At 69.2% G+C, this 16,660-nt stretch carries 15 protein-coding genes and 1 pseudogene; 7 read left to right on the top strand and 9 right to left on the bottom strand.

The annotated features are described in order from the left end of the window. The 3 genes from I73_RS30255 to I73_RS31175 form a co-directional block, all read left to right on the top strand. Positions 1-2,777: efflux RND transporter permease subunit (locus I73_RS30255; protein ID WP_022982888.1), on the top strand; the 2,777-nt coding region annotated here is incomplete at its 5' end. Between the two features lies 1 nt (position 2,778). Continuing rightward, a complete protein-coding gene (adeC, locus tag I73_RS23655; RefSeq protein WP_022982887.1) occupies positions 2,779-4,260 on the top strand; it encodes an AdeC/AdeK/OprM family multidrug efflux complex outer membrane factor in 1,482 nt (493 codons plus the stop codon). A gap of 13 nt (positions 4,261-4,273) precedes the next feature. Then, positions 4,274-4,831, top strand: a complete 558-nt coding sequence (locus I73_RS31175; protein WP_022982886.1) for a TetR/AcrR family transcriptional regulator — start codon at positions 4,274-4,276, stop codon at positions 4,829-4,831. A gap of 6 nt (positions 4,832-4,837) precedes the next feature. Here the strand turns inward: I73_RS31175 and I73_RS23640 are convergent, their stop codons facing one another. The 7 genes from I73_RS23640 to I73_RS23610 all read right to left on the bottom strand — a co-directional run bounded on the left by I73_RS23640 (position 4,838) and on the right by I73_RS23610 (position 10,557). Further along, positions 4,838-5,584: an amino acid ABC transporter ATP-binding protein gene (locus I73_RS23640; protein WP_022982885.1), complete on the bottom strand. Its 747-nt coding sequence runs from the start codon at positions 5,582-5,584 to the stop codon at positions 4,838-4,840. After that, positions 5,571-6,221 carry an amino acid ABC transporter permease gene (locus I73_RS23635; protein ID WP_022982884.1) on the bottom strand — a complete coding sequence of 217 codons (651 nt, stop codon included), beginning with the start codon at positions 6,219-6,221 and terminating at the stop codon, positions 5,571-5,573. The genes I73_RS23640 and I73_RS23635 overlap by 14 nt, the downstream gene beginning before the upstream one ends. Then, a complete protein-coding gene (locus I73_RS23630) occupies positions 6,214-6,882 on the bottom strand; it encodes an amino acid ABC transporter permease (RefSeq protein ID WP_026097136.1) in 669 nt (222 codons plus the stop codon). Before I73_RS23630 ends, I73_RS23635 begins: the two co-directional genes overlap by 8 nt. Before the next feature lie 23 nt (positions 6,883-6,905). After that, positions 6,906-7,706: a transporter substrate-binding domain-containing protein gene (locus I73_RS23625; RefSeq protein ID WP_022982882.1), complete on the bottom strand. Its 801-nt coding sequence runs from the start codon at positions 7,704-7,706 to the stop codon at positions 6,906-6,908. Beyond that, a complete protein-coding gene (locus I73_RS23620; protein ID WP_022982881.1) occupies positions 7,706-8,482 on the bottom strand; it encodes a GntR family transcriptional regulator in 777 nt (258 codons plus the stop codon). Before I73_RS23620 ends, I73_RS23625 begins: the two co-directional genes overlap by 1 nt. Before the next feature lie 175 nt (positions 8,483-8,657). After that, entirely contained in the window at positions 8,658-9,239 is a 582-nt protein-coding gene (locus I73_RS23615) for a peroxiredoxin (RefSeq protein WP_083877034.1), read from the bottom strand. Between the two features lie 37 nt (positions 9,240-9,276). Then, positions 9,277-10,557 carry an amidohydrolase family protein gene (locus tag I73_RS23610; protein ID WP_022982879.1) on the bottom strand — a complete coding sequence of 427 codons (1,281 nt, stop codon included), beginning with the start codon at positions 10,555-10,557 and terminating at the stop codon, positions 9,277-9,279. 122 nt (positions 10,558-10,679) lie between these two features. On the opposite strand from I73_RS23610, the gene I73_RS23605 reads away from it, so the two are divergent. The 3 genes from I73_RS23605 (at position 10,680) to I73_RS23595 (ending at position 14,303) form a co-directional block, all read left to right on the top strand. Beyond that, complete coding sequence (locus tag I73_RS23605; RefSeq protein ID WP_234409598.1) at positions 10,680-11,474, top strand: carbonic anhydrase; 795 nt, start codon at positions 10,680-10,682, stop codon at positions 11,472-11,474. A 42-nt stretch (positions 11,475-11,516) separates the two neighbouring features. Next, a complete protein-coding gene (locus I73_RS23600) occupies positions 11,517-12,578 on the top strand; it encodes an adenosine deaminase (RefSeq protein WP_022982877.1) in 1,062 nt (353 codons plus the stop codon). 150 nt (positions 12,579-12,728) lie between these two features. Further along, positions 12,729-14,303 carry a methyl-accepting chemotaxis protein gene (locus tag I73_RS23595; RefSeq protein ID WP_022982876.1) on the top strand — a complete coding sequence of 525 codons (1,575 nt, stop codon included), beginning with the start codon at positions 12,729-12,731 and terminating at the stop codon, positions 14,301-14,303. A gap of 13 nt (positions 14,304-14,316) precedes the next feature. On the opposite strand, the gene I73_RS34330 is transcribed toward I73_RS23595, so the two are convergent. Beyond that, entirely contained in the window at positions 14,317-15,789 is a 1,473-nt protein-coding gene (locus I73_RS34330; RefSeq protein ID WP_234409597.1) for a TonB-dependent receptor, read from the bottom strand. 337 nt (positions 15,790-16,126) lie between these two features. Further along, a pseudogene (locus tag I73_RS34325) lies at positions 16,127-16,384 on the bottom strand (TonB-dependent receptor); the annotation flags it as partial. Here I73_RS34325 and I73_RS34320 point away from each other — a divergent pair. Then, a complete protein-coding gene (locus tag I73_RS34320) occupies positions 16,287-16,583 on the top strand; it encodes a hypothetical protein (protein ID WP_234409596.1) in 297 nt (98 codons plus the stop codon). The pseudogene I73_RS34325 and the gene I73_RS34320 overlap by 98 nt on opposite strands. Positions 16,584-16,660: the final 77 nt, after the last annotated feature.

Raw genomic sequence — 16,660 nt, 5'->3', positions numbered from 1 at the left:
AGGTCACCAAGTCCTCCACCATCTTCCTGGCCGTGCTGGCCGTCATCTCCGAAGACGGCAAGATGAGCGATGCCGACCTGGCCGACTACGTGTCGTCCTCGGTCCAGGACCCGGTGAGCCGGGTGCCCGGCGTGGGCGAGACCCAGCTCTTCGGCGCGCCCTATGCCATGCGGATCTGGCTGGATCCGAGCAAGCTCAACCAGTACAAGCTCACGCCGGCCGACATCAGCAGCGCCATCCAGGCGCAGAACGCCCAGGTGTCGGCGGGTGAGTTCGGTGGCACGCCCTCGGTCAAGGGCCAGCAGCTCAACGCCACCATCACGGCGCAGACCCGCCTGCAGACCGTCGATCAGTTCGAGCAAATCCTGCTGCGCACGCAGACGGACGGTTCGCAGGTGCACCTGTCGGACGTCGCCCGCGTGGAACTGGGCAGCGAGAACTACGCCGTCTCCGCCCACTTCAACGGCAAGCCGGCCGTGGGTCTGGCCATCAAGCTGGCCACGGGCGCCAATGCGCTGGACACCATCAAGGCCGTCGAAGCCAAGATGGACGAACTTCAGCCCTACTTCCCGACGGGCATGAAGGTGGTCAAGCCCTACGACACCACGCCCTTCGTGCGCATCGCCGTGGAGGAGGTGATCAAGACCCTGGTCGAAGCCGTGATCCTGGTGTTCCTGGTGATGTATCTGTTCCTGCAGAACTTCCGCGCCACGCTGATCCCCACCATCGCGGTGCCGGTGGTGCTGCTGGGCACCTTCGGGGTGCTGATGGCCACCGGCTTCACCATCAACACCCTGACCATGTTCGCCATGGTGCTGGCCATCGGCCTGCTGGTCGACGATGCCATCGTGGTGGTCGAGAACGTCGAGCGGGTGATGAGCGAGGAAGGGCTCTCACCCAAGGAGGCGACCAAGAAGTCCATGGGCCAGATCTCGGGGGCGCTGGTGGGCGTGGCCCTGGTGCTGGCCGCGGTCTTCGTGCCGATGGCCTTCTTCGGCGGCTCCACCGGCGTGATCTACCGCCAGTTCTCCATCACCATCGTGTCGGCCATGACGCTCTCGGTCCTGACCGCCATGGTGCTGACCCCGGCCCTGTGCGCCACCTTGCTCAAGCCGGTGGAGAAGGGGCACACCGAGACCAACACCGGCTTCTTCGGCTGGTTCAACCGCAGCTTTCGCCGCAGCAGCCAGGCCTATGGTGGCGCCGTTCAGCATGTGCTGCATCGCAGCCGCCGTTACCTGGTGATCTACGCGGTGCTGGCGCTGCTGGTGGTCGGTGCCTACCTCAAGCTGCCCAAGGGCTTCCTGCCCGACGAGGACCAGGGCACCGTCTTCACGCTGGTGCAACTGCCCCCCACGGCCACCAAGGAGCGCACGCGCGAGGTGCTCAAGCAGATCGAGAAGCACTATCTGGTGGACGAGAAGGACGCCGTGGCCTCGGTGTTCTCGGTCGGCGGCTTCAGCTTTGCCGGCAGCGGCCAGAACATGGGCCTGGTGTTCGTGATGCTCAAGCCCTGGGATGAGCGGCAGCAGGCCGATCTCAAGGCCTCCGCGGTGGCCGCGCGTGCCATGCAGGCCTTCACGCTGATCCGAGATGCCTCGGTCTTCGCCGTGACCCCGCCGGCCGTGTCCGAACTGGGCAATGCCTCCGGCTTCGACCTGATGCTGGAGGACCGGGCCAACCTGGGCCACGAGGCCCTGATGCAGGCCCGCAACCAGTTGCTGGGCATGGCGGCCCAGGAGCCGGGGCTGGCCGCGGTGCGCCCCAATGGCATGGACGACACGCCGCAGTTCGAGCTGAGCATCGACAAGGCCAAGGCCACGGCCCTGGGCCTGACCGTGGCGGACATCAACAGCGTGCTGTCGGCCGCCTGGGGCAGTGCCTACGTGGACGACTTCATCGACAAGGGCCGGGTCAAGAAGATCTACCTGCAGGGTGACGCCGCCTTCCGCATGGTGCCCGAGGACCTGGGGCGCTGGTACGCGCGCAACAGCGCCGGCCAGATGGTGCGCTTCGACGCCTTCGCCACCGGCCACTGGACCACGGGCTCTCCCCGTCTGGAGCGCTACAACGGCGAGCCCTCGGTGGAAATCCTGGGTATGGGCATTCCCGGGATGCTGTCCAGCGGCGAGGCCCATGGCAAGATGGAGGAACTGGCGGCGCGCCTGCCCAGGGCATCGGCTACGAGTGACGGGGCTCTCGCTGCAGAGCGGCAGGCCGGCTCGCAGGCCACCGCACTCTATGTCCTCTCGGTGCTCATCGTGTTCCTGTGCCTGGCGGCGCTGTACGAGAGCTGGTCCATCCCGGTGGCGGTCATCCTGGTGGTGCCCCTGGGCGTGCTGGGCGCCCTGGTGGCCGCCATGCTGACCTGGAAGCTCAACGACGTGTACTTCCAGGTAGGCCTGCTGACCACCGTCGGCCTGGCCAGCAAGAACGCCATCCTGATCATCGAGTTCGCCAAGGATCTGGTGGCCCAGGGCCGCGGTTACCTGGAGGCCGCGGTGGAGGCCGCCCGTCTGCGCCTGCGCCCCATCGTCATGACCTCGCTGGCCTTCGTGCTGGGCATCGTGCCGCTGGCGCACAGCAACGGGGCGGGCTCCGGGGCGCAGAACGCGCTGGGCAATGCCGTGATCGGCGGCATGCTCACCGGCACCTTCCTGGCCATCTTCTTCGTGCCGCTGTTCTTCGTTGTCGTGATGCGGCTGTTCAACCGGACGTCTGCCGCGGGTCACCCGCCGGCCGAACAGACGCCCGCCAACGTGACGGAGGTGCATTGAGATGCCCCGCTCCCTGACGTCCCTTTCCCTGATCGCCGCGGCCGCGCTGGCCCTGCTGAGCGGCTGCACCCTGATGCCGGACTATGAGCGGCCCCCGCTGCCGGTGGCGGACCACTATCCCGAGGCGGCCCCTGCGGCGGCCTCCGGCGTGGCCGCCGCGGACCTGGGCTGGCGCGACTTCGTCGCCGACAGCCGCCTGCGCGAGCTCATCGCGCTGGCGCTGACGAACAACCGCGACCTGCGGGTGGCGGTGCTGAACATCGAGAAGTCCCGCGCGGCCTACCGCATCCAGGAGGCGGACCTGTTCCCCGGCATCAACGCCACGGCCGGTGGCACGGGCACCCGCACGCCGGCCGACCAGACCGGCACCGGCCGGGCCCTGGTCACCCATGCCTACAGCGCCGGCATCGGCTTCTCGGCCTATGAGCTGGACCTCTTCGGCCGGGTGCGCAGCCTCAACGAGCAGGCCCTGCAGTCCTACCTCAGCACCGCCGAGGCGACGCAGAGCACCCGCATCAGCCTGGTGGCCCAGGTGGCCAGCAGCTACCTGACCCTGGCGGCCGACCAGGCCCTGCTGGCGCTGGCGCGCCAGACCCTGGAGACCCGCCAGACCACCCAGGACCTGACCCAGCGCAGCTACGCGCTGGGCTCTTCCTCCGAGCTGACCCTGCGGCAGACGCAGAGCAGCCTGGAGTCGGCCCGGGTGGACGTGGCCAGCTACACCGCCCAGGTCGCCCAGGACCGCCACGCCCTGGCTGTGCTCGTGGGCACCGACGTGCCGGACCGCCTGCTGCCGCCGGCCTCTGCCGACGTGCTGGCGCAGGCCTTCGCGGGCCATGGCGACTTGCCCGTGGGCCTGCCTTCGGACCTGCTCATCCGGCGCCCGGACATCCGCTCGGCCGAGCACACCCTGCAGGCCGCCAATGCCAACATCGGCGCGGCGCGGGCGGCCTTCTTCCCGCGCATCAGCCTGACCGCTTCGGCCGGCTACAGCAGCAGCGAGCTCAGCCAGCTCTTCAAGAGCGGGCAGGGCAGCTGGACCTTCGCGCCGCAGCTGTCGCTGCCCCTGTTCGACGCCGGGGCCAACCAGGCCTCGTTGGACAGTGCCAAGGCCGACCGCGCCATCGCGGTGGCCCAGTACGAGAAGGCCATCCAGTCCGCCTTCCAGGAAGTCTCCGATGCCCTGTCCGTGCGGGCCACGGTGAGCGAGCGGCAAGAGGCCCAGGCCCGCCTGGTCGACGCCACGCAGCAAAGCCTGAGGCTCTCCGACGCCCGCTACCAGATGGGTGTGGACAGCTATCTGAGTGTGCTGGACGCCCAGCGCAGCCTGTACAGCGCGCAGCAGAGCCTGATCAGCATCGAGCTGACCAAGGCCAGCAACCTGGTCACGCTGTACAAGGCGCTGGGCGGCGGCTGGACGGAGCAGACGCCGTCCGCACCGTCTGCTGCCGTGGCGAGGTCGGTGGCGGGCGAGGCCTCCTGAGCAGGACCTGGGTGTGCGGGGGGCGGCTCTTCGCGGTGATCGCGCCTGCCGGCCCTCGGCCCAGACACGCCAGCGCCTGCTGGTGGCCGCCGAGCAGGTGTTCTGCTGCGTGGGCGTTGCCGATGCTTCGCTTGAGGCGGTGGTGCGGGCAGCGGGACTGACCCGCGGAGCGCTGTACTGGCACTTCGCCGACAAGTCGGCGCTGCTGATGGCGCTGCTGCAGTCCCGCAGGCTGTCTCTGGAGAGCATTCCCCTCGCGGCCTTGCATCGTGCGCCTGCCTCGGCCCTGGCCGGGGCCCTGATCGACACCATCGACGACCCGGCCCAGCGTCGGCTGTGCCTGCTGCTGGCACGCAATGCGACGGTGGTGGAGGTGCGTCAGCGCAGCCAGATGGCCTTGTTCAGGCTTCAGCGCAACATCCAGCGGGTGGCGGTCGACCACCAGGCCGGTACCGCGGTGCGGGTCTGCCTGCTGGGCGCGCTGGCCGAAGGCCTGCTGCGGCCCGAGCAGTTCCAGACTGCGCGGCCGCTGCTCGAGGGCTGGTTGGCGCAGGCGCTGGCTTTGGGCTGAACCCGCTCAATGCAGGGCCGAGAGGAACTGCCGGAGCTCGGGCGTGGCCGGCTCGCCGAACAGCTGTTCGGGCGGGCCCATCTCATGCACCTTGCCCTGGTGCATGAAGATCACCCGGTCGCTGACCTTGCGGGCAAAGCCCATCTCGTGGGTGACCATCATCAGGGTCATGCCGTCGCGGGCCAGGCCCTCCACCACCTGCAGCACCTCGCCCACCAGCTCCGGGTCCAGGGCCGAGGTGATCTCGTCGCACAGCAGGATGTGCGGGTCCATGGCCAGGGCGCGGGCAATGGCCACGCGCTGCTGCTGGCCGCCCGAGAGCTGGCTGGGCAGGTGGTCGAACTTGTCGGCCAGGCCCACCCGCTGCAGCAGCTGGCGGGCGCGGGCTTCCAGCGCGGCCGCCGGCAGCTTCTTCACCAGGCCGGGGGCCAGCATCACATTGCGGCCGGCGCTGAGGTGAGGAAAGAGGTTGAAGGACTGGAAGATCATGCCCACCCGCTGGCGCAGGGCGCGCAGGGCCGCGGCATTGCCATGCTGCAGCGGCTGGCCTTCCACCAGCAGGCTGCCGTGGTCGAAGGTCTCCAGGCCGTTGACACAGCGCAGCAGCGTGCTCTTGCCCGAGCCGCTCTTGCCGATGATGGTGATGACTTCGCCCGGCTGGACGTCCAGGTCGATGCCCTTGAGCACCTCGGTCGGGCCATAGGACTTGCGCAGGCCCTGCAGGTGCACGGCGGCGGTTTCAGTGGCGGGCATGAAGCTTCTTCTCCAGGTGACGGGCCAGTTGGCTGATGGGGAAGCACAGCGCGAAGTACATCAGGGCCACGACGCTGTAGACGAGGAAGGGCTGGAAGGTGGCGTTGGTGATCATGGTGCCGGCCTTGGTCAGCTCGACGAAGCCGATGACCGAGGCCAGGGCCGTGCCCTTGATGACCTGCACCAGAAAGCCCACCGTGGGCCCCACGCCGATGCGGGCGGCCTGCGGCAGGATGACGTGGCGCATCAGCTCCAGGTGGTTCAGGGCCAGGCTCTGCGCAGCCTCCCACTGGCCCTTGGGGATGGCCAGCACGCAGCCGTGCCAGATCTCGGTCAGGTAGGCCGCGGTGTAGAGCGACAGCGCCACCGCCGCGGCCACCCAGGCCGAGGTCTCCACGCCGATCAGCGCCATGCCGAAGTAGGCCAGGAAGAGCTGCATCAGCAGCGGCGTGCCCTGGAAGACCTGCACATAGGCGGCGATGGCGCGGCGTGTCCAGGCGCCCTGGCCGCTGCGCAGCAGCAAGAGGGCCGCGCCCAGCAGGCCACCGCCGACGAAGGCCACCAGCGACAGCCCCACCGTCCAGCGCGCGGCCAGCAGCAGGTTGCGCACGATGTCCCAGAGGGTGAAGTCAACCATGGGCACCTCCCAGCCAGCGCGCGCCCAGGCGGTTGAGCAGGTGGCGCAGGCCCACCGACAGGGCCAGGTAGATGGCCGCGGCGATGATGAAGGCCTCGAAGGCGCGGAAGTTGCGGCTCTGGATCAGGTTGGCGGCGTAGCTCAGCTCTTCGGTGGAGATCTGGCCGCAGACCGAGGAGCCCAGCATCACGATGATGACCTGGCTGACCAGCGCCGGCCACACGCGGCGCAGCGCGGGCGGCAGCACCACGTGCAGGAAGATCTGCGCGGGCGCCATGGCCAGGCTCTGCGCCGCCTCGATCTGGCCGCGCGGCGTGGCACGGATACCGGCGCGGATGATCTCGGTGGCGTAGGCGCTGAGGTTGACCACCATGGCCAGCACGCTGGCCCAGGCGGGGCTCAGCTGCACGCCCAGGGCGGGCAGGCCGAAGAAGACGAAGAAGAGCTGGATGATGAAGGGCGTGTTGCGGATCAGCTCCACATACAGCCCCACCGTCCAGCGCAGCGGCAGCGGGCCTTCGTTGCGGGCCCAGGCGGCCGCGATGCCCAGCCCCAGGCCGGCCACGGTCGAGACGGCCGTCAGGCCGGCCGTCCAGGCGATGCCCTGGAGCAGCAGCGGCCACTGGGCCAGCACCGCGCCGAAATCAAGTTGGATGGACATGGCGGTCACCCGGTGGCTTCAGCTCACTGCGGCAGGTTGCCGGCCGGGCGCTTGAGCCACTTTTGCGAGAGCTTGTCCAGCTCGCCGGTGGCCTTGGCCTGGGCGATGATCTCGTTGACCTTGGCCAGCAGTGCGTCCTCGCCCTTGGCCAGGCCGATGTGGTTGGGGCTCTCCTTGAGCAGCACCTTGTACTCGGTGCCCAGGGCGGGGTTGCGCTGCATCATCACCTCGGCCACCGAGACGCCCGTGGCGATCACCTGGGTCTGGTGCGAGACAAAGGCCGAGACGGTGGCGTTGTTGTCCTCGAAGCGCTTGATGTCGGTGCCGGCCGGGGCCACGCGGGTCAGCTCCTGGTCCTCGATGGCACCGCGGGTGACGGCCACCGACTTGCCGGCCAGGTCGGCCACGCTGCTCACCTTGAGCGACTTGGGTGCGTAGATGCCCTGGAAGAAGGGCGAGTAGGCGGCGCTGAAGTTGATGACCTTCTCGCGCTCGGGGTTCTTGCCCAGGGTGGAGATGACCATGTCCACCTTCTTGCTCTGCAGGTAGGGGATGCGGTTGGGGCTGCTCACCGGCACCAGCTCCAGCTTGGCGCCCAGCTTGTCGGCGATCAGGCGGGCCATGTCCACATCCAGGCCCTGGGGCGCCATGTCCACGCCGACGAAGCCGTAGGGCGGGAAGTCGGTGGGCACGGCAATGCGCACCAGCTTGTTCTTCTGGATGTCGGCCAGGGCGGTCTGGGCCAGGGCGCTGGCGGCGGTCAGGCTCAGGGCCAGGCCCAGGGCGGCGGCCAGCAGGCCGCGCTTGCGCATCGGGGTGTTCATCACAGCAGATCTCCTAGGTAGGGGGCGGGGGTGGAATCGGTGTCGGGGGCGTCCTGGGCCAGCCGGGGGCGGCGCCGCTTGCGGCCAGGGGCGGGGGCAGCGCTGCCGTCGACGGGAGCCAGGGCCTGGCGCAGCTCGGCCAGCGGGTCGTCGGCGGCGGTGTCGTGCAGGCGCAGGGCCTCCTGCACATGGCCGATGTGCTCGGCCATCAGGGCCTCGGCGCGGGCGGTGTCGCCGCGGGCCAGGGCCTCGACGATCTGCACATGCTCGGCGCAGGAATGCTCGGCGTCGTGGGTGGACTGGTAGAGCATGGCGATCAGCGTGGTGCGGGCGGTGAAGTCGCGCAGCGTGTCGGCCAGCAGTTGGTTGCCCAGGCACTCGGCCAGGCAGACATGGAAGTCGCCCAGCAGGTAGCTGCGCCGGCCCACGTCCGGGCCCTGGAGCGAGGACTGCTCGTCCTTCAGGTGCTGCTGCAGGCGCTGGAGCTGGGCCGGCTTCATCGCGCCGGCGCTGCGGATCAGTCCGGTCTCGATCACCCGGCGGGCCTCGAAGGCCTCGCGCGCCTCGGCTTCGGAGGGCTGCACCACGAACCAGCCGCGGCGTGCGCTGACGGTGACGATGCCGCGGGCGGCCAGCTGCATCAGGGCTTCGCGCACCAGGGTGCGGCTGCAGTCGAACAGCAGGGACAGGGGCTGCTCACCCAGGCGGGCCCCGGGGGCCAGCTTCTGGGCCAGGATGGCGGCCACGATGCGGTCGGCGATGTCGCTGGAGGTCATGGTGTGAAAAGGCGTCTGACCTCTTCACCAGCGAAATCCATGCCATGGTCTACACATCTTGTATGCAAGATTGGTGCATCAAGACTGTGCACAGATGCGTGCGGACGCACCAAGCCGCACGCCCAGGCGCGGCGGGCGCGCCAGCGTGGGGCGGATCGACTCGGTGGGGGGGAACTCAGCGCTGGGCGGCGCGCCAGGCCTGCACGGCCTTCATCGTCTCGGTGATGTGGCCCTCGGGGCTCAGGCTGCTGTAGACGTGCAGGATCTTGCGGTCCGGGGCGATGACGAAGGACACCCGGTCGGCCATGCCGGGAACCAGCATCAGCCCGGCGTCGTAGGCCTTGATCACCTTGGCGCCGTCGTCGGCACCCACCGCGAAGGCGCTGCGGCAGGCCTCGGTGCTGAACTTCTTCACCGTCTCCAGGCTGTCGTTGGACAGGCCGATGACGGTGGCACCCAGGGCCTTGAACTGCGGTGTGGCCTCGGCGAAGAGGTGGGCCTCCACCGTGCAGCCGCTGGTGAAGGCCTTGGGGTAGAAGTACAGCACCACCGGGCCCTGCTTCAGGGCCTGGCTGAGCGTGAACTTGAAGGGCTGGCCGCCCAGGGCGGCATCGACGGTGAAGTCGGGGGCCAGGGCCCCCACGGCCAGGGCGGCCTGGGCGCTGCCGGGCAGCAGGCCGACACCGCCGGCCCCCAGCAGGGTGGCAAGCAGGGTGCGGCGGGACAGGGGACGGGCGAACATCGGGGACTGCGGCATGGAACGAACCTCCAGCCACGGATGCTAGCCGGGCCCCTCAGCGCAGGAAGTCGGTCTGCGCCGGTCGCCCTGGCAGCATCAGGGTGGTCGTGCGCGGCGCGCTGGCGGCCAGCTGCACCCCGCGGCGCCACACGCCCAGGCGCTGGGCCCGCAGGCGCAGGGCCTCCACCGGGTCACGGGCCTGCAGCAGCACGAAGCTGGCCTCCTGGCCCACCGCCAGGCCGAAGTGGTCCAGGCCCAGGATCCGGGCTGGGGCGGTGGTCACGGCTTCGAAACACTGGCGCATGGCCGCCTGGCTGGTCATCTGGGCCACGTGCAGGCCCATGGAGGCCACCTCCAGCATGTCCGCCTGCCCCAGGCTGTACCAGGGGTCCATCACGCAGTCATGGCCGAAGGCCACGGTCAGGCCGGCGGCCAGCTGCTCGGGCACGCGGGTCATGCCGCGCCGCTTGGGGTAGCTGTCGTGCCGGCCTTGCAGGGTGATGTTGATCAGCGGGTTGGCCACCACGTTCAGCCGGGCCTCGGCCATCAGGGCCAGCAGCTTGCTGACGTAGTAGTTGTCCATGCTGTGCATGGAGGTCAGGTGCGAGCCGGTGACGCGGCCGTGCAGGCCCAGGCGCTGGGTCTCGAAGGCCAGGGTCTCGACATGGCGCGACAGCGGGTCGTCGCTCTCGTCGCAGTGCATGTCGACAAGCTTGCCCTGCTCGGCCGCCAGCTCGCACAGCAGCCTCACGCTGGCCGCGCCCTCGGCCATGGTGCGTTCGAAGTGGGGGATGCCGCCCACCACGTCCACGCCGCGCCTGAGTGCCTCCTTCAGCAGGTCCAGCGCGCCGGGGCTGCGCAGCACGCCGTCCTGCGGAAAGGCCACCAGCTGCAGGTCGAGGTAGGGCACCACGCGCTTTTTGACCTCCAGCAGTGCGTCCACGGCCAGCAGGCGCGGGTCGCACACGTCCACGTGGCTGCGGATGGCCAGCAGACCCTGGGCCACCGCCCAGTCGCAATAGGCCAGGGCACGCTCGATCAGGGCCTCGGCGGTCAGCAGGGGTTTGAGCTCGCCCCACAGCGCGATGCCCTCCAGCAGCGTGCCGCTCTGGTTGACCCGCGGCAGGCCGTGGCTCAGCGTGGCGTCCATGTGGAAGTGGGCATCGACGAACGGCGGGCTCAGCAGCAGGTCGCCCGCATCCACCCCCTGGGCGGCGGGCGCGGCGTCGGGGCTGAGGCCTTCCTCGATGGCGGTGATGCGGCCGTCCTGCACGGCCACGCCCATGCGGGCGCGGCCATCGGGCAGGCGGGCGTTGTGGATCAGCAGGTCCAGCATGGGCCAAGCCTAACTCACATCAGGACAAGGCTCGGTGATGACACCCTGGCGCGGCGACATGAAGCCCCCTAGCATCGCCTCGCGGCGCCCGTGGCCGCGATGAACCCACCACCCCACAAACCATGAGTCCGACCATGTCCTTTGCGCTCAAGCTCTCCCACCCTGGCGCCTGGCGTGCCGCCCGGTTGTCCACCCTGTTGCTGGCGCTGGGCGCCTGCCTGCCCGGCGCGCATGCCGGGCCCCATTGGAGCTATGACGGTCACCATGCCGGTCCGGCGGAATGGGCCCATCTGGACCCGGCCTTCGAAGCCTGCGGCATCGGCCAGGCCCAGAGTCCGATCGACATCCGCAACGCGGTCACCGCCGACCTCCCGCCGCTGGAGTTCCACTACCCCGACAGCGCGGCCACGCTGGTCAACAACGGCCACACCGTGCAGATCAACTTGCCCGCGGGGGCCACCCTGAAGGTGGGCGATCGGGTGTTCAACCTCCTGCAGTTCCACTTCCACACGCCCAGCGAGGAGGCGATCAACGGCAAGCATGCCGCCATGGTCGCCCACTTCGTCCACAAGGACGCCGACGGGAAGCTGGGCGTGGTGGGCTTGATGATGAACGTCGGCCCCCGCGCCAACCCCGCGTTCGCAGGCGTGTTCGCCCACCTGCCCCGCGAGGGCGAGACGATCACGGTCGAGGGCCTGACGCTGGATCTGGCGGCCCTGCTGCCCAAGGACCTCACCTACTACAGCTATGCCGGCTCGCTGACCACGCCGCCCTGTTCGGAAGGGGTGAGCTGGATGGTGCTCAAGCAGCCGGTGCAGGTGAGCGCGCAGCAGGTGGCGGCCTTCCGCGCGCTGTTCCGCCACAACGCCCGCCCGGTGCAGCCCCTGCACGGCCGAGAGGTGCTGGTCTCGCACTGAAACCGGCCATGCATCCGGGGGCATGCCATGACAGAATGGCTCATGCATGCCCCCACGCTCGAGTTCGATCGCATCGGCCGCGACCGCCTGCCCGCGCTGCTGCGCACCATGCCCAAGGCCGAGCTGCACATCCACATCGAGGGCTCGCTGGAGCCCGAGCTGATCTTCAAGCTGGCCCAGCGCAACGGCGTGGCGCTGAGCTACCCCAGCGTGGAGGCCTTGCGCGCGGCCTACGCCTTCACCGACCTGCAGAGCTTCCTGGACATCTACTACGCCGGGGCCAGCGTGCTGCTCAAGGAGCAGGACTTCTTCGACATGGCCTGGGCCTATCTGGAGAAGGCCGCGGCCGAGAACGTGGTCCACACCGAGATCTTCTTCGACCCGCAGACCCACACCGCCCGCGGCGTGCCGATGCAGACGGTCATCCTGGGCCTGCACCAGGCCTGCGAGCGCGCGCAGCAGGAATTGGGCATCAGCGCCAAGCTGATCCTGTGCTTCCTGCGCCACCTGAGCGAGGAGGACGCCCTGGCCACGCTGGAGGCGGCGCTGCCCTGGCGCGAGCACTTCATCGGCGTGGGTCTGGACAGCTCCGAACGCGGCCACCCGCCGGAGAAATTCGCTCGCGTGTTCGCCCGGGCCGCGGAGCTGGGCCTGCACCGCGTGGCCCATGCCGGTGAGGAGGGCCCGCCCGCCTATGTGACGGGCGCGCTGGACGTGCTGAAGGTCGAGCGCATCGACCACGGCGTGCGCAGCGTGGAGGACCCGGCCCTGATGGACCGGCTGGCGGCCGAGCGCATCCCGCTGACGGTCTGCCCCTTGTCCAACCTGAAGCTCTGCGGCGTCAAGGACCTGGCCGATCACCAACTGCCACAGCTGCTCTCGCATGGCCTGGTGGCCATGCTCAACTCGGACGACCCGGCCTATTTCGGCGGCTACCTGAACGCCAACTACCTGGCCTGCTTCGAGGCCATGCCGGTGCTCGGGGCCAAGGATGCCTACGTGCTGGCGCGCAACAGCTTCGAGGCTAGCTTCGTCAGCGCCGCGCAGCGGGCGCAGTGGCAGGCCCAGCTGGACACCGCTTTCCGCGCCGCCGCCGCGGTCTGAGTCCGGCCTGGCGCACCAGGCGCCCCGTCTTGCTCGTTTTCTGATCGATGACGGGTAGGAACATGCGAACTGCGTCGTTCATGCCGGCGCCACCCTGTCGATATCCGGCTCAGAGACCCCTGGTGCAGGGGCCGATCAGGGAGCATAGACATGGACTTCTGGAACAACGCGCGCATCGGGACGCGCCTGGCGGTGGGCTTCGCGCTGCTGATGCTGGCCGTGGCCGCCGTCGCGCTGTACGGCTGCTGGGCCCTGCAGGGCGTGGGCGGCGAGATCCGCGCGCTGGTGGACGTGCGCGTGCGCCAGGTGGGTCAGGCCCGCGACATCAAGGACCACCTCAACATCGTGGCCCGCGGCGTGCGCAATGTGGTTTTGCTGAGCGACCCGGCGCAGGTGCAGTCCGAGGTCCGGCGCATCAGGGATTCCGAGAGCAAATCGGCGGAGCTGCTGGAGGCCCTGCGCACCTCGCCGCTTGGCGACGAGGGGCAGGCCCTGCTCGGGGCCGTGGTGCAGGCGCGCGAGGCCTACCGGCCCCGGCTGGAGGAGGCGCTCTCGTTGGCGCAGGCCGACCAGGACGATGAGGCCCGCGACGCCTTGCTCAAGCGGGTGCGGCCCGTCCAGTCAGCCTACCTGCAGGCGCTGGACCGCTTCGTGGCCCAGCAGGTGAGCCTGATGGAAGAGGCTGCCCAGGGCTCGATGCAGACAGTGCAGCGGGCCACCCAATGGATGGCGGCGGTGGCCGCGCTGGCCGTGCTGCTGGGCGGCGTGGTGGCCTGGGCGGTGACCCTGAGCGTCACCCGCCCGCTGCAGGCCGCGGTGGCCGTGACGGCGCGGGTCGCCCAGGGCGATCTGGCCACCGAGGTGCCGATGGTGCAGCGCCGTGACGAGTTGGGGCACCTGCTCCAGGGCCTGGCCCACATGCAGCAGGGCCTGCGTCAGTTGGTGGGAGGTGTGCGGGGCAACGCCGACAGCGTGGCCACGGCCAGCACCCAGATCGCCCAGGGCAACCAGGATTTGAGCCGGCGCACCGAGCAGCAGGCCGGTGCCCTGCAGGAAACCGCCGCGACCATGGAAGAGCTCAACACCACGGTGCAGCAGAACGCGCAGAGCGCGCGTCAGGCCAGTCAGCTGGCCCAGGATGCCGCCCGGGTGGCTTCCGAGGGGGATGAAGTGGTCCACCGCATGGGCCAGACCATGGAAGACATCACGGCCTCGTCGCGGCGCATCGCCGACATCACGGGGGTCATCGACGGCATCGCCTTCCAGACCAACATCCTGGCGCTCAATGCGGCGGTGGAGTCGGCGAGGGCTGGCGAGCAGGGGCGCGGCTTCGCGGTGGTGGCCGCCGAGGTCCGCACCCTGGCGCAGCGCAGTGCCCAGGCCGCGCGCGAGATCAAGAGCCTGATCACGGAGAGCGTCGAGCGCGTCGAGCTGGGCGGGCGCGAGGTGGACCGGGTGCGCCAGACCATGGCGCAGCTCCTGGGTTCCATCGGCCAGGTCAACACGGTGATGGGCGAGATCAGCGCCGCCACCGAGGAACAGGCCCGCGGCGTCGCCCTGGTGGGCGAGGCCGTGGGGCAGATGGACCTGTCCACACAGCAGAACGCGGCGCTGGTCGAGGAATCGGCCGCCGCCGCGGAGAGCCTGCGGCAGCAGGCGGGTCAACTGGTGGAGGCGGTGGCCTTCTTCCGGGTGAGGTCGCCCGGCGCCACCGCCCCGGTCTGAGCCGGGGTGGGACTCAGAAGATCGCCTTGAACTGCGCGCCGAAGGTGCGCGGTTCGTTGACGAAGCCGGTCAGGTTGTTGAAGTCGATGGCCCCGTTGACCACCACCTTGTTGGTGATGTTGCGGCTGAAGGCGGCCAGCTCGTACTTGCCGTCGCCCCAGATGTAGCCCAGGCGCAGACCGCCCTGGGTCAGGGGCTGGCCAGTGAACTCCACCGATTCGTACAGGAAGAAGTTGACCTTGCTGCGGTAGGTCCAGTCGGTGTAGACATAGAACTCGCTGCCGTCGGCCATGGGCAGGCTGTAGCGCAGGTTGGCGTTGGCCACGTACTTGGGCGCCTGCGGCAGCGCGTTGCCGTCGATGTGGTAGGTGCCCGCCACCGTGCCGGCCGGGTCGGTCACCGTGCACATCGCGCAACCGGCCACCACCAAATCCTTGTCCTTGATCTTGGTGGTGTTCACGCTGCCGTTCAGGTTCAGCAGCAGGTTGTCGCTCAGGTAGGCGTCCAGCGTCATCTCGAAGCCCTGGCCCATGGACTTCTTGGCGCTCAGCAGCAGGGTGGAGTTGCTGGCCCCGCCCACGGCGGTCAGCTGCTGGTTCTTGACGTCGTAGTGGAAGACATCGGCCGTGATGCGGGCGCGGCGGTCGAACAGCTCAGACTTCACACCGGCCTCATACGAGGTGTTGGTCTCCGGCGCGGCGTCCGACAGCGGGTTGAAGCCCGAGGCCGGCAGGATGCTGGCGCCGCGGTAGCCGGTGGCCACGCGGGCGTACAGGTTGGTGTCCTTGCTGACCGACCAGGTGGCGGCCAGATCGCCCGTGACCTTGTGGCCCGAGACGGTGTCGCTCAGGCCGGCGCTGTCGTCCACGGCCACGTTGCCCGGGTCGGTGCTGAGCTTCTTCCAGTCGTGGGTGTAGCGCAGGCCCGCGCGCAGCTTCACATCCGGCGCCACGGCGTAGTTGACCGAGCCGAAGGCCGCCCAGGAGTTGTTGCTCTGGGTGGTGGTGGACAGGCCGGTCTGGGCGCCGCCGGCGAAGACGGAGTCGTAGCTGTAGGAATCCATGTCGTACTTCTCGTGGAAGAAGTACAGACCGCCCTGCCAGCTCAGCGGGCCGGCGGTGGTGGATTCGGCGCGCAGTTCCTGCGTCCACTGCTGGTGGGCGCGCAGGCCGTCGGCCGTCTCGCTGGAGAAGGGGATGGTGCCCGGGCCCATGGTCGGGGCGTAGGAGGCACCGTAGCCGCCGTCCACGTCGCCGCGGCTGTAGGAGTGCACCTTTTCGAAGCCGGTGATCGAGTGCAGCTTGTAGCCGTCGAACTTCCAGGTCAGGTGGGCGCTGGCGCCGGTGCTGCTGAGCTTCTGCTCGTTCTTGCCGTCCAGGTAGACCTTCTTGATGTCGAAGTCGTCCACCAGGTCGTTGGTGGCGGGGCTGGATGATGTTGGCGCGGAACAGGCGGGCGCTGCCGTCCAGGTTGCGGGCGTGCACATTGAACAGGGCCGAGAAGTCGGTGCCGGCGCCGTACAGCAGCTGGGCCCGCACGGCGTTGTCGTCGTAGCCCTCGAGCTTGTGGGTCTGCTGGGGCACGGGCGCCTCGTTGGTCACCCAGTTGTCGCGGTGCTGCGACTGCACCGAGATGCGCGACTGCCACTGCTCGCTCAGCGGCACGTTGATGGCGCCTTCGGCGTTGACCGTGCTGTAGCTGCCGTAGCTCAGGCTGGCGTAGCCGCCAAAGGTCTTCTGCGGCTTGACCGAGTCGAACTTGACCACGCCGGCGGGCGTGTTGCGGCCGAACAGCGTGCCCTGCGGGCCGGCCAGCACTTCCACGCCTTCGCTGTCGAAGATGGGGAAGCCCTTGAGGATGGGGTTCTCCTGCACGATGTCGTCCAGGATCAGCGACACCGGCTGCGAGGCGTTCAGGCGGAAGTCGGTGTTGCCGTAGCCGCGGATGTAGAAGCGCGGGAAGGCCCGGCCGAAGGAGGATTCGATGTTCAGGCTGGGCACCCGGCCCGAGAGCATGCGCAGGTCTTCGCCGCTGGCGTTCAGGGTGTCCAGGGCTTCACCGCGCAGCGTGGTGATGGCCATCGGCACTTCCAGCGCGTTTTCCTCGCGCCGCTCGGCCGTCACCGTGATGGTGGTCAGCTTGCCGGCTTCGCTGGCGTTGGCCGGCGTGGCGTCCTGGGCCCAGACCGGCGCGGCCGGCAGCAGGGCCGCCAGGGCGGCCAGGCTCAGCAGCGAGGGACGGAAGGACTGGGACGGGGCTGCGTGGTGGACGGTGGGGTGATGACGGGGGGGCATGGGTTGCTGATTGCAAAGTTGTTATGCCCTTTGCATAGCAACCGACATGCCACCACCCCGGCC

The sequence above is a fragment of the Ideonella sp. B508-1 genome (assembly GCF_000333615.1).
Lineage (GTDB): Bacteria > Pseudomonadota > Gammaproteobacteria > Burkholderiales > Burkholderiaceae_C > Ideonella.
This window is presented reverse-complemented; position numbering and strand designations above follow the sequence as displayed.

Coding starts and splice junctions, on each gene's coding strand:
- I73_RS23600 (WP_022982877.1), top strand. CDS start 11,517: ATGCATGCCCCCACGCTCGAGTTCGATCGCATCGGCCGCGACCGCCTG.
- I73_RS23640 (WP_022982885.1), bottom strand. CDS start 5,584: ATGCCCGCCACTGAAACCGCCGCCGTGCACCTGCAGGGCCTGCGCAAG.
- I73_RS34320 (WP_234409596.1), top strand. CDS start 16,287: ATGTTCAGGCTGGGCACCCGGCCCGAGAGCATGCGCAGGTCTTCGCCG.
- I73_RS23610 (WP_022982879.1), bottom strand. CDS start 10,557: ATGCTGGACCTGCTGATCCACAACGCCCGCCTGCCCGATGGCCGCGCC.
- I73_RS23595 (WP_022982876.1), top strand. CDS start 12,729: ATGGACTTCTGGAACAACGCGCGCATCGGGACGCGCCTGGCGGTGGGC.
- I73_RS23635 (WP_022982884.1), bottom strand. CDS start 6,221: ATGGTTGACTTCACCCTCTGGGACATCGTGCGCAACCTGCTGCTGGCC.
- I73_RS23630 (WP_026097136.1), bottom strand. CDS start 6,882: ATGTCCATCCAACTTGATTTCGGCGCGGTGCTGGCCCAGTGGCCGCTG.
- I73_RS23605 (WP_234409598.1), top strand. CDS start 10,680: ATGAGTCCGACCATGTCCTTTGCGCTCAAGCTCTCCCACCCTGGCGCC.
- I73_RS23625 (WP_022982882.1), bottom strand. CDS start 7,706: ATGAACACCCCGATGCGCAAGCGCGGCCTGCTGGCCGCCGCCCTGGGC.
- adeC (WP_022982887.1), top strand. CDS start 2,779: ATGCCCCGCTCCCTGACGTCCCTTTCCCTGATCGCCGCGGCCGCGCTG.
- I73_RS23615 (WP_083877034.1), bottom strand. CDS start 9,239: ATGCCGCAGTCCCCGATGTTCGCCCGTCCCCTGTCCCGCCGCACCCTG.
- I73_RS34330 (WP_234409597.1), bottom strand. CDS start 15,789: ATGTGCACGCCCGCAACCTGGACGGCAGCGCCCGCCTGTTCCGCGCCA.
- I73_RS23620 (WP_022982881.1), bottom strand. CDS start 8,482: ATGACCTCCAGCGACATCGCCGACCGCATCGTGGCCGCCATCCTGGCC.